Below are 11,646 nucleotides of genomic sequence, written 5' to 3' on the forward strand. Positions count from 1 at the left end.
GGCGCCGAGAGCGCAGGGGGCGGTAGCGCGGCAGGTTGTCACGCGGCTGTGACACGGCGGGGCCCACCTCCCAAGGAGTTCCTCATGACGCGCACGTAACGTCGCGCACGACATGGCGGAGATGCGGGAGGCGATGGAGATGCGGAAACTGGGGCACGGAACGCGGCTGATCGGGGTGAGCGTGATCGCCGGGGTCGTGGCGGCGGGTATAGCCCTGCCCGCGGTGGCGGCCGCCGGGCTCGGCGCCCAGTCGGCGGCCGACGACTTCCAGAGCCTGCCCGACGACTTCAAGACCCCGGCGCTCTCACAGGCCTCGACGATCCTCGACGCGCAGGGCGGCACGATCGCCACCGTGTACGACCGCGACCGCACCGTCGTCCCGGCGGACCAGATGTCCCCGCTGGTGAAGACCGCACTCGTCGACATCGAGGACAACCGGTTCTACGAGCACGGCGCGATCGACCTCAAGGGCGTGCTGCGCGCCCTGGACAAGAACGCCACCTCCGGCGGCACCGCGCAGGGCGCGTCCACGCTGACCCAGCAGTACGTGAAGAACGTCTTCGTCGACGAGGCGGGCGACGACCCGCAGAAGGTGGCCGAGGCGCAGCGCCAGACGATCGGCCGCAAGATCCAGGAACTGAAGTACGCGATCAAGGTCGAGGAGACCCTGAGCAAGGATCAGATCCTCACCAACTACCTGAACATCACCTTCTTCGGGGAGAAGGCCTACGGCATCGAGTCGGCAGCGCGGCGCTACTTCGGCGTGCACGCCAAGGACCTCACCCTGCCGCAGGCCGCGCTGCTCGCCGGCCTGGTGCAGTCGCCCACCGGCTACGACCCGACGGTCAACCCGACCGCGGCGAAGGACCGGCGCGACACCGTGCTGCGCAAGATGGCCGAGTACGGGCACATCACCAAGGAGCAGGCCCAGCAGGCCATCGCGACCCCGCTCGGGCTCAACGTCCAGGCGCCGCAGCAGGGCTGCATCCTGGCCAAGCAGGGCGAGGGCTTCTTCTGCGACTACGTGCGCCAGACGGTGCTCACCGATCCGGCCTTCGGCAAGTCGGCGGCCGAACGGCAGGCGGTGTGGAAGCGCGGCGGCCTCCAGATCCACACCACGCTCGACCCCAAGGCCCAGGCCTCGCTCTACGCCTCCGTCACCGCCCACGTGAACGCCGGCGACCAGGCCGCGACCGCGATGAGCATCGTCGAGCCGGGCACCGGCAAGATCCTCGCGATGGGCCAGAGCCGCCCGTACGGCGTCGACGGCAAGCAGCACCAGACCCAGATCAACTACAACGTCGGCAAGGCCATGGGCGGCGGGCTCGGCTTCCCGACCGGCTCGACGTTCAAACCGATCGTTGCCGCGGCGGCCCTGGAGAACGGCATCTCGCCGAGCCAGAGCTACACCACCGACTACAGCATCCCGTGGCCGGCGATGACGGACTGCTCCGGCGGCCGGTTCCCCTCCGCCGGGCAGGTGCACAACGACAGCCAGAGCCTCACCGGCCAGTTCGACATGAAGACGGCCATGGCACAGTCGGTCAACACCTACTTCGCCAAGCTGGAGGGCGACGCCGGGCTCTGCAACGTCGCCCGGATGACCAACGAGCTCGGCATCACCCAGCAGGCGGGCGGCGAGAAGCTCCAGGTCGTCCCGTCGATGACGCTCGGCAGCAACGACCTGACCCCGCTGGAGATGGCCGGTGTCTACGCGGCCTTCGCCGCCCACGGCACCTACTGCGCGCCGACCGCCATCGCCTCGGTGACCGGCCCCGACGGCAAGCAGCTCGCGGTGCCGCAGGCGAACTGCTCCGCCGTGATGTCGACCACCACCGCCGACACCGTCACCGCGATGCTCAAGGGTGTCGTCGAGGACGGCACCGGCCAGACCGCCGGCCTCAGCAGCCGCGACAGCGCCGGCAAGACCGGCACCACCGACGCGAGCCGCCAGGTCTGGTTCGTCGGCTACACCCCCGAGATGGCCGGCGCCACCGTCGTCAGCGACACCGACAACCCCAAGCCCCTGGACGGCCAGCGCATCGGCGGCACCGTCGTGGGCCAGGCCTTCGGCGGCACCCTGGCCGGCCCGATCTGGCGCGACGCCATGAACGGCGCCCTCGCCGACACGCCGGCCGGCACCTTCACCCCGGTGCAGCTGCCTTAGCGTGCTCGTCCCGCGCACGTACGCCGAGCCCGGGGCCGCGCCGACGGAACTCGGCGCGGTCCCGGCGCCCGGTGCGGTCCCGGCGCCCGGCGGCGTCCCCCGCGAGCACCTGCGGCCGAGCACCTGCGGCCGGGGGCCGAGCACCTGTAGCCGGGGGCTGGGGGCCGGGGGCCGCTCAGGGGCCGTGTCCCTCCAGCGGCTCGCCGGACAGGCGCTGCGCCAGGTAGACCGGCAGGACGGCCAGGACGATCAGCACCGAGGCCACGACATCCACCACCGGGCCCTGGTTGGGCCGGGCCAGGTTCTCGAAGATCCACAGCGGCAGCGTCCGGGTGCCGGGGCCCGCGGTGAAGGTGGTCACCACGATCTCGTCGAAGGAGAGCGCGAAGGCCAGCAGCGCCCCGGCGAGCAGCGCGCTGCGCACGGCCGGCAGCGTGACGTACCAGAAGGTCTGGAAGGTGTCCGCCCCGAGGTCCGCCGACGCCTCCTCGACCGACGGCGCGATGCGCCGCAGCCGCGCCGACACGTTGTTGAACACCACCACGATGCAGAAGGTGGCGTGCCCGACGACCACGGTGAACAGGCCGAACCCCACCCCGAGCGGGGTCAGCACGGTGCGGAACGCGGCGTTGAGCGCGATGCCGGTGACGATGCCGGGCAGGGCGATCGGCAGGATCAGCAGGAAGGAGACCGACTGTCGGCCGAAGAACCGGTACCGGGTCGCGGCGAAGGCCGCCATGGTGCCCAGGATCAGCGCCACCCCGGTGGCTCCGAGCCCGGCCTTGAGCGATGTGGCCAGCGCCTCGCGCAGCCCGGTCTCCTGCCAGGCGGCCGTCCACCAGCGGGTGCTGAAGCCGGACGGCGGCCAGGCGAAGGAGCGCGAGGCGTTGAAGGAGTTCACCAGGACCAGCAGCAGCGGGGCGTAGATGACGGCGAACCCCAGGGCCGTCGCCGTCCGGAGCAGGATCCGGGCACCGCGGGAGAGTTGCATCAGGGCTTCGGCCTCACAGACTGTCCAGCGCGCCGGTGCGGCGCACGGCGAGCAGGTAGCCCACGATCAGCAGCACCGGGACGCAGGACACCGCGGCCGCCAGGGGCAGGTTCAGCGTCACGTTGGACGCGATGACGTTGCCGAGCATGGACGTGGTGCCGCCGACGATCTGCACCGTCAGGTAGTCGCCCAGGCTCAGCGAGAAGGTGAAGACCGACCCGGCGATGAGCGCCGGCCTGGCCAGCGGCAGTACCACCGTGCGCAGGGTCCGCCAGGGGCCGGCGCCGAGGTCGGCCGCGGCGGCGAGCAGGCTGTCGGGCAGTTGCCCGAACGCGGTGCACAGCGGCAGCACCATGTAGGGCAGCCACAGGTACGCGAGCACCATGACCACCGCCGGCACGCCGAAACCGGGGGAGTGCCCGCCGAAGGGGGCGGTGACCCAGTCCAGGACACCGCCGTGGCTGAGCATCACCCACCAGGCGTAGGCCTTGACGAGGTAGCCGGCCCACAGCGGCGTCAGCACCGCCACCAGCAGCAGGCGCCGGCTCCCGGGCCGGGCGACGCGGGCGATGAAGAAGGCCATCGGGAGGGCGACCACCGCGTCGATCACCGTCACCGACACCGCGATGCCCAGCGTGCGGACGGCGACCGTCCGGTACTGCGGATCGGTCAGCAGCGATCGGAAGTTGTCGACGGTCCAGCGCTGTTCGACGGCGGAGGTGAACGCGTTGGTGGTCCAGAACGCGGACAGCAGGAGGACCGTCAGCGAGCCCAGGTACGCGAGCACCAGCCAGGTCATCGGCGCCGCCAGCAGCGCCGCCAGCCGCAGACCGGGGCGCCGGTCCAGCAGTCCGGCCAGCCGGCGCGTCGGGGTGCGTGTCGGAGCGCGCGCGGGGGTGTGCTCCGGGGTGCGTGCCGCGGTAGGGGCGCTCAAGAGCTCTTGATCCCGTTCCAGGCGGTGACCCACTGGGCGTACGCGGTGCAGTCGTCGCGGCCGCTGCCGTCGGCGCACTGCGCGGTGGGCGTGGTCCAGTAGTAGACGTCCTTCCACCAGTTCTCGTCGGTGGCGTGGTAGTCGGCGCAGAAGCCCGGGTTGTCGGTGATCTGCGCGCAGGCCTTGGAGTTGGCCGGGGCCTCGCCGAAGTACTCGGCGACCTGCGCGTTGACCGACGGCGAGACGATGTAGTCCATCCACGCGTAGGCGCAGTTGGGGTGCTGGGCGTGCGCCGAGACCATCCAGGTGTCGGACCAGCCGGTGGAACCCTCGACGGGCAGGATCGCCCGCGTCCGCACCCTGCCGTCGGCGGCGACCGCCTGCTGGATCACCTCCCAGGTGGTGCCGAGCAGCGCGTCGCCGGAGTCGAACGCCGCCTGCGCCTTGGTGTAGTCGCTCCAGTAGGAGCCGATCTGCTTCTTCTGGACCTTGAGCAGCGCCACCGCGGCGTCCAGTTGGGAGGAGGTCAGGGCGTAGGGGTTCCTGATGCCGAGCTCGGGCTTGGTCTTCATCAGGTAGAGCGCGGCATCGGCGATGTAGATCGGACTGTCGTACGCGGTAAGGTGCCCGGCGTAGGGCGAGTCCGGGGTGAAGACCGCACCCCAGGAGGTCGGCGCGGGGGTGACCTTGTCGGTATTGTACATCAGCAGGTTGGCGCCGCGCCCGTGCGGGATCCCGTACGGCACGTCCTTGACCGAGTTCCACGGGCGGTTCTTCAACCCGGGGTAGACGTCGGCGTAGTTGGGGACGAGCGCGGTGTTGACCGGCGCGACGTCGCCGCCCGCGATCAGGCGCAGCGTCGCGTCACCGGAAGCCGAGACGGTGTCGTACTGGCCGGTCTTCATCAGCGCGACCATCTCGTCCGAGGTGCCCGCCACCTTGACGTTCACCTTGCAGCCGGTCTGCCGGACGAACGGGGCGACCCAGTCGACGGCCTTGTTGTCCTGCCCGTACTCGACGTAGCCGGCCCAGGCGACGACGTTGACGGTGCCCTCGCCCGGGCCGAGGGACTTCTGCGCGGGGATGTCCGGTGCGGTGAACCCGGTGCCCGTGCCGCCGCTGCCACCACCGGAGTTCGACGCGCACGCCACGGGGAGCAGCAGGGCGGCCGCGGCCGCCAGGGCGCTCAGGGGGCGGCGGGGCAGGGGGCGGCGGTGTCGGGGGCGGGGGCGCGTGGTGCTCATGAACTCGATCGCTTTCGTCAAGGGTTGAGGGTCAGGAGTTGTCGATGCGGACGGTGTGCTGTCGCCGCCAGGCCAGGAGGACGCTCGCCCCGCGGCGGCGGGAGAGGTCGGCAGCGGAGGCGTCGGTACCGGAGCCGTCGGTACCGGAGGCGTCGGTACCGGAGCCGTCGAGACCGGAGCCGTCGAGGTTCTGCCGGACGGCCACCAGCCGCCCGCCCGCCGCCAGATCGACCAGGAAGCGGGTCTGCGCGCCGGCGTAGACGACCTCGCCGATCGTCCCGGTGACGCCGTACTCGTCGGGCCCCGTCGGGTCGTCCGGAGGGGCGATGCGGATCTTCTCGGGGCGCACCGAGTACGTCCCCGGCCGGCCGAAGACCTGCTCGGCGCAGGCGCCCCGAAGCAGGTTCGAGGTGCCGACGAAGCCCGCCACGAACGCGGTGGCCGGCCGCTCGTACACCTCGGCGGGAGTGCCGACCTGCTCGATCCGGCCGGCGTTGAGGACCGCGATCCGGTCGCTCATCGTGAGCGCCTCGTCCTGGTCGTGGGTGACGAGGACGAAGGTGATCCCGGCCTCGCGCTGGATCTGCTGGAGTTCGAGCTGCATCTCCAGCCGGAGCTTCAGGTCGAGGGCGCCGAGCGGCTCGTCGAGCAGCAGCACGGACGGGCGGTTGACCAGCGCCCGGGCCAGCGCGACCCGCTGGCGCTGCCCGCCGGACAGTTCGGCGGGGCGCCGGTCACCGAAGGAGGGCAACTGCACGCTCGCCAGCGCCTCGGCCACCCGGGCGGCCCGCTCCGCCCGCGGCACCCGCTTGACCTTCAGCCCGTACTCGACGTTCTGCCACACCGACAGATGCGGAAAGAGGGCGTAATCCTGGAACACCGTGTTGACGTCGCGGTCGAACGCGGGCAAGCCGGTGACGTCGACCCCGCCCAGCAGCACCCGGCCGGCGCTCGGCGCCTCGAAGCCCGCGATCATGCGCAGCACCGTCGTCTTGCCCGACCCGGACGGCCCGAGCATCGAGAAGAACTCGCCCGGCCTGACCTCCAGATCGATTCCGTCCACGGCGCTGACCACGCCGAACGCCTTGCTGACCCCGGACAACGCGACCGCACCGGGCACGGGCGGACGGCCGGCCGAGCGGCCCGACGCACGCTCCGGAGGGTGGGGGGAGGGGCTGGCGGACGGACTGGGAACTGGGCTGGACGTCATCCGCACCTCGGTCTCGCGATTTCTGCTGTCGGATCCGCGGGGCTGCTGAATCCTCTGAAATTTCGACTGAAGCAGAAAAGCCACCAGCCCGGGTGGTGGCGGCCCACCGGCCTCGGGCGCCGTCGGCGCGATGACGGTGGCGTGCCGGTGATTGTCAGCCCGATGACGGCGAGCTCCGGCACCTTCGAGAGGTCCGGCACTTTCGAGAGGTCCGGCCTTGCCTCTCCTCTCCTCGCCTCACGTCTTATCGCCCGAACTCAAGTCCACGTCCAAGGAGCGCACATGACGATCACCATCCGACCGGGAAGCACCGTGATGTTCACAGGCGACTCGATCACCGACTGCCAACGGCAGCAGAGCGAAGACGGCCTCGGGTACGGCTACCCGCTGCGCGTCGCGGGCGAGTGGGGACTCCGGCACCCGGAGCGGCCCGTGACCTGGCTGAACACCGGGAACGCGGGCGACAAGGTGATGAACCTCGAAACCCGCTGGCACACCGACGTACTCGACGCCCGCCCGGACGTGGTGTCGATCCTCGTCGGAGTCAACGACATGGGCTGGCACACGGTGGACCCGGAGGGGCGCGTGATCCCCGCGGACGAGTTCGAAGCGGGCTACGACCGCCTGCTCGCGCCCCTCGCCGAGGCGGGCACGCAGCTGATCCTCATCGAGCCGTTCCTCCTGCCGATCGACGGCGTCATCGAGGCCGGCGCCGCACACATCGGAGAGCATCAGCGGCAGCAGTGGCGCACCGACCTGGACCCCAAGATCCAGGCCGTGCGCAAGCTCGCCCGCACCTACGGCGCACACCTGCTCGCCGCCGACGGCATGTTCGCCGAACTCGCCGCCACGGCCGGCCCCGAGCACTGGTCCGAGGACGGCGTCCACCCGACGCCCGCCGGCCACGCCGCACTCGCGGCAGCCTGGCTGCGCCTGGTCGCCTGACCGGGCCCGCGTCCACCCGCGACCTGGCGACCATCCACGACCCATCTGGTGAGGAAGCTCAGCTGCCGAAGGCCTCCACCACGGGCCGGCGCAGGTCGTAGGCGCCCCAGCCCGGGTCCCCGGTACCGGCGAACGCGACCCAGGCACCGTGGACCCGGGCGGCGAGTCCCGCCGGGGCGGGGTCGGGGCCGAGCAGCCCGGTGTCCCCGTGCAGCCACGGTTCGTCGGCGACGTCGAACACGAAGGGCAGTTCGACGGTGTGGGCGGCGCCGAGCCGCCCGCCCAGGGCCGTCGAGCGGTACCCGAACGAGTAGCGGTGCGTACGGCCGCCCGAGATCCGCGCGTGGGCCTGCGCCAGACGCTCCGTACCGGTCTCGAACAGGGCCTGTCCGAGCACGGCGGAGCGCAGCTCGCCCGGTGTCGCGCCCGGCCGGGCCGCGCGGTGCGCGGCGAGGGCGGCCGCCGGGTCCGCGTGCACCCGGGCGGCGACGGCGAGCACGTCGGCGTCCGTGGTGGACTCCGGACCGCCCTGCGGGACGACGTAGAGGTGCCCCTCCTCGGTGTTGGTGCCGATGAGCAGATCGACGTCGGCGGCCGGGCCGTCGGCGAGGGCGTCGGCGGGCTGCGCCGGCAGGACCACACTGAACGGACTGAGCCCGGCCAGCGGGTCCGAAGCGGCGTCGGTCCGCAGGTCCAGGCCGGCCAGCGCGGGCAGGACCGCCACGAAACGCCCGTCCGGGACCAGGGCGAACGCCTCCACGGTCGGCTCGACGCCCAGCGCGGCCGCCACCGCGGCGGTGACCCGCTGCGCCTGCTCCGGCGTGAACGCGCCGCAGCCGTTGCCGCTCTGGACGATCGCCCGCCGGAACAGACCGGCGGCCGCCGGAGTCGCGAGCAGCGCGCCGACGAGCGTGGCGCCCGCGGACTGGCCGAAGACCGTGACGTTCCCCGGGTCGCCGCCGAAGGCCGCCACCGAGCCCCGCACCCACCTGAGCGCGGCGAGCACGTCGAGCAGCCCGCGGTTGGCCGGAGCACCCGCCAGCTCCAGGAACCCCGGCACGCCGAGGCGGTAGTTCACCGTCACGAGGACGACGCCGTCGCGGGCGAACGCGCCGCCGCCGTAGAGCGCCGCGCGGTTCGAGCCGGTGACGAACCCGCCGCCGTGCACGAAGACCATGACGGGGCGCTTGCCCCCGTCGGCCGCCGGCGTGTGGACATCGACGGTCAGGTACTCCTCGCCGGGCACCCAGCCCGGCCCGAAGTAGGGGCTCATGTCGAGCCGGCCGAAGTCCCGGGACGGCTGGGGAGCGCTCGGCGAGGGCCTGCCGCCGTCACGGACACCCGACCAGCCCGGGTGCGGCGCGGGCGCGGCGAACCGGCCGGCACCGACCGGCGCCGCCGCGTACGGGAGGGCGCGGAAGCGCTCGCCGGACTCGTCACGGACGCCGCGCACGGCGCCCGCCGGGGTTTCGACGACCGGACCTGCCTGTCGGGGCACGGGATGACTTCCTCTCTGGAAGGGAACGAACGGGGACATCGATGGGGGGAGGGGGGATCTCCGGACGGGGCGTCAGGAGGTCAGGAGGCCAGGAGGCCAGGAGGCCAGGAGGTCAGGAGATCCGGGAGAAACCCGCCCACTCCTTGACCGCGAACCTCGACCCGCTGCGCGCGACCTCCATCGCCCCCCGGCCGCCGAAGTGCGCCGGGAGGACGAGCGCGTTGTTCTCGGCGGCGCGGCCGAGCAGCTTGCGCCGGGTCGCGCGGGACTCCGCCGGGTCCTCGCAGAAACAGGAATTGGTCTCCGGCTCCGCGATCTGCAACGCGGTGTGCACCAGATCCCCGACGAACAAGGCCTGGTCGCCGCCGGACTCCAGGGTGAGCACGGACGAGCCGGGAGTGTGCCCGGGAGCGAGATCGAGCCGCAGATTCCCGTCGATCCGGTACGTCCCCTCCCACAGGTGCGTCAGCCCCGCCGCGTGGACCGGCGCGACGCTGTCCTCGAACACGTTCTGGTTCCCCCGGCCGAACACGCTCCTGTGCCCGTTGGCCGGGTCCCAGAACTCGAAGTCCCGCCGGGGCATCAGATACGTGGCGTTCGGGAAGGTCGGCACCCAGTCCCGGCCGTCGAGACGGGTGTTCCAGCCCACGTGATCGACGTGCAGATGGGTGTTGACCACGACGTCGACGTCCTCGGGCCGCACGCCGGCGGCGGCGAGGTTGTCGAGGTAGCCGGTGTCCAGGCGGCTCCACACCGGCGCGTAAGGGCGGTCCTTGTGGTTGCCCACGCCGGTGTCCACGAGGATCGTGCGCCCCTCGCTGCGCAGCAGCCAGGACTGGATCGCGGTACGGCACTCGTCCGTCTCCGGGTCCCAGAAGTCGGGCGCCAGCCAGTCGCGGTGCTCGTCCCACGAGCGGTCGGGGCTGTCCGGGAAGAACTGGCCCGGCGCCAGCCCGGCCGAGCCGTAGAACTCCTTGACGCGGGTGACGGTGACGTCGCCCAGCGTGATCTGGTCGGGGTCCTGAGCCATGTCGTGATCGATGTTCTGGTTCATGTCCTGATCCATGCGGTCCGTCCTCGGGTCCGGGAAACGCGGCCGAATCGGCGGCCGACTGAGACCGATCCTGGACACCCGGACGGACACCAACCACTCCCGGCTTGTCCTACCCCTCGCAGGGTGTGGCAGAGACCGGGCCACCCATCGAATACTGGGGTGATGAACGGACCAGGCCCACTCGGCGCCTTCCTCCAAGCCCGGCGGGCGCAGCTGCGGCCCGAGGACGTCGGCCTGCGCGACCTCGGGCCCCGCAGACGGGTGGCCGGGCTCCGGCGCGAAGAACTGGCCCAACTCGCGGGCGTCAGCGTCTCCTACTACACCCGGCTGGAACAGGGCCTGTCCCGCGGGGCCTCCGCCGAGGTACTCGACGCCATCGCCGGCGCCCTCCTGCTCGACACCCACGAGCGCGCCCACCTCGACCGGCTCGCCGACACCGCCCGCCACACGCCCCGGCCACGCCGCCCACGGCCCGAGAAGCTCGCCGACGAAACCCGGGACCTCCTCCGCGCCGTCGACGGCGTCCCCGCGATCGTGCTCGGCCGCCGCACCGACGTCCTGGCCTGGAACACCCTCGGACACGCCCTGCTGGCCAGCCACCTCGACGTCCTCAGCCCGGACGACCCGGCCCGACGCCCGAACACGAGCCGGATGCTCTTCCTCGACCTGCACTGCCGGGAGCTGTACGCGGACTGGGAACGCAAGGCGCGCGCGGTGGTCGGCAACCTGCGCATCGCCGTCGGCAGACATCCGGAGGACGCGCTGCTCGCGGGCCTGATCGGCGAACTGACCATGAAGAGCCCGGAGTTCGTCGCCCTGTGGGCCGACCATCGTGTCGTGCCGTGCGACGCCTCGTCCTACGAACTGCACCACCCCGTCGTCGGCACGGTCACGGTGACCCAACAGACCCTGTCCATCGCCCGCTCACCGGACCAGGCGCTCATCGTGTGCACCACCCCCGCCAACTCCCCCTCCGAGCAGGCCCTCACCCTCCTCCGCCACGCGGCCGCCAGCCGGGCGCGGCACGCGCACGGCGCGGGCGCTGCCGAGGAACCGCGTCGGTAGGCGTAGGCAGGGGCAGCGCTGCGGCGCCGGGCCCGCTGTAACGGCGCCGCCTCGGCCCCTGCTACGCGGGACGCAGCAGGGCTCGCGGTCTTCCCCGACCGCCAGCACCGACACGGCCAGGCAGACGCAGGCCCGCAAGAGCCCGCACAAGGCCAAGGGCGCCAAGTGGACCTCGAAGGAGCGCAAGGACCCGAAGGCCTCCTACGACCCGTGGCAGGAACTCGCCAGCGACCGCCCTCATCGGTAGTAAGAGGCACCACTGGGAATCTGATGACCCCACGCGGACGCCGACCGTGAACAGAGTTGAGCAATTCCCGCGAGCGCGGGGCCGATCCTTCGGTGGTGCAGTACCCGGCGATCGGGCTGGAGCAATCCCCGCGAGCGCGGGGCCGATCCGTCGGTCCCCGAGGACGATCCGCGTCGCACGGAGCAATCCCCGCGAGGATGGCGTCCCGCCGAGTGGTGTAGCAGGGATCTTGGCGTAACCCCTGGTCATGAAGGAGCCATCGCGCAACTCTCCGAGTAGGCATGCTCGTTG

General features: G+C 71.9%; 9 protein-coding genes. 3 read left to right on the top strand and 6 right to left on the bottom strand.

Annotation, left to right across the window (positions count from 1 at the left end; genetic code table 11):
- Nucleotides 1–112 precede the first annotated feature (112 nt).
- Nucleotides 113–2,167, top strand: coding sequence for a transglycosylase domain-containing protein (locus tag ABT015_RS35675; RefSeq protein WP_350886816.1), 2,055 nt, complete (start codon nucleotides 113–115; stop codon nucleotides 2,165–2,167).
- 175 nt (nucleotides 2,168–2,342) lie between these two features.
- Here ABT015_RS35675 and ABT015_RS35680 read toward each other — a convergent pair whose 3' ends face one another.
- Genes ABT015_RS35680 through ABT015_RS35695 form a run of 4 tightly spaced genes read right to left on the bottom strand, consistent with a single transcriptional unit; the run spans nucleotide 2,343 to nucleotide 6,456 of the window.
- Entirely contained in the window at nucleotides 2,343–3,158 is an 816-nt protein-coding gene (locus ABT015_RS35680) for an ABC transporter permease (protein ID WP_350886818.1), read from the bottom strand.
- Nucleotides 3,159–3,171: 13 nt separating this feature from the next.
- Complete coding sequence (locus ABT015_RS35685; protein ID WP_350886821.1) at nucleotides 3,172–4,092, bottom strand: ABC transporter permease; 921 nt, start codon at nucleotides 4,090–4,092, stop codon at nucleotides 3,172–3,174.
- On the bottom strand, nucleotides 4,089–5,336 hold the full coding sequence (locus ABT015_RS35690) for an ABC transporter substrate-binding protein (protein ID WP_502897486.1): 1,248 nt from the start codon (nucleotides 5,334–5,336) through the stop codon (nucleotides 4,089–4,091). The genes ABT015_RS35685 and ABT015_RS35690 overlap by 4 nt, the downstream gene beginning before the upstream one ends.
- Before the next feature lie 31 nt (nucleotides 5,337–5,367).
- On the bottom strand, nucleotides 5,368–6,456 hold the full coding sequence (locus ABT015_RS35695; protein WP_350886827.1) for an ABC transporter ATP-binding protein: 1,089 nt from the start codon (nucleotides 6,454–6,456) through the stop codon (nucleotides 5,368–5,370).
- A 372-nt stretch (nucleotides 6,457–6,828) separates the two neighbouring features.
- Here ABT015_RS35695 and ABT015_RS35700 point away from each other — a divergent pair, with 372 nt between their 5' ends.
- A complete protein-coding gene (locus tag ABT015_RS35700; protein WP_350886830.1) occupies nucleotides 6,829–7,491 on the top strand; it encodes a GDSL-type esterase/lipase family protein in 663 nt (220 codons plus the stop codon).
- A gap of 58 nt (nucleotides 7,492–7,549) precedes the next feature.
- On the opposite strand, the gene ABT015_RS35705 is transcribed toward ABT015_RS35700, so the two are convergent.
- Together ABT015_RS35705 and ABT015_RS35710 are read right to left on the bottom strand one after the other, a co-directional pair.
- Complete coding sequence (locus tag ABT015_RS35705; protein ID WP_350886832.1) at nucleotides 7,550–8,989, bottom strand: carboxylesterase/lipase family protein; 1,440 nt, start codon at nucleotides 8,987–8,989, stop codon at nucleotides 7,550–7,552.
- A gap of 112 nt (nucleotides 8,990–9,101) precedes the next feature.
- A complete protein-coding gene (locus tag ABT015_RS35710) occupies nucleotides 9,102–10,055 on the bottom strand; it encodes an MBL fold metallo-hydrolase (RefSeq protein WP_502897484.1) in 954 nt (317 codons plus the stop codon).
- Between the two features lie 150 nt (nucleotides 10,056–10,205).
- On the opposite strand from ABT015_RS35710, the gene ABT015_RS35715 reads away from it, so the two are divergent.
- A complete protein-coding gene (locus ABT015_RS35715) occupies nucleotides 10,206–11,108 on the top strand; it encodes a helix-turn-helix domain-containing protein (protein ID WP_350886835.1) in 903 nt (300 codons plus the stop codon).
- The last annotated feature ends 538 nt before the right edge of the window (nucleotides 11,109–11,646 follow it).

Origin of the sequence: Kitasatospora sp. NPDC094016 (assembly GCF_040304045.1) — a bacterium.
GTDB lineage: Bacteria > Actinomycetota > Actinomycetes > Streptomycetales > Streptomycetaceae > Kitasatospora.

Excerpts from the sequence above, each read along its gene's own strand:
- ABT015_RS35675 (WP_350886816.1), top strand. The coding sequence starts at position 113 with ATGGCGGAGATGCGGGAGGCGATGGAGATGCGGAAACTGGGGCACGGA.
- ABT015_RS35700 (WP_350886830.1), top strand. The coding sequence starts at position 6,829 with ATGACGATCACCATCCGACCGGGAAGCACCGTGATGTTCACAGGCGAC.
- ABT015_RS35710 (WP_502897484.1), bottom strand. The coding sequence starts at position 10,055 with ATGGATCAGGACATGAACCAGAACATCGATCACGACATGGCTCAGGAC.
- ABT015_RS35690 (WP_502897486.1), bottom strand. The coding sequence starts at position 5,336 with ATGAGCACCACGCGCCCCCGCCCCCGACACCGCCGCCCCCTGCCCCGC.
- ABT015_RS35680 (WP_350886818.1), bottom strand. The coding sequence starts at position 3,158 with ATGCAACTCTCCCGCGGTGCCCGGATCCTGCTCCGGACGGCGACGGCC.
- ABT015_RS35715 (WP_350886835.1), top strand. The coding sequence starts at position 10,206 with ATGAACGGACCAGGCCCACTCGGCGCCTTCCTCCAAGCCCGGCGGGCG.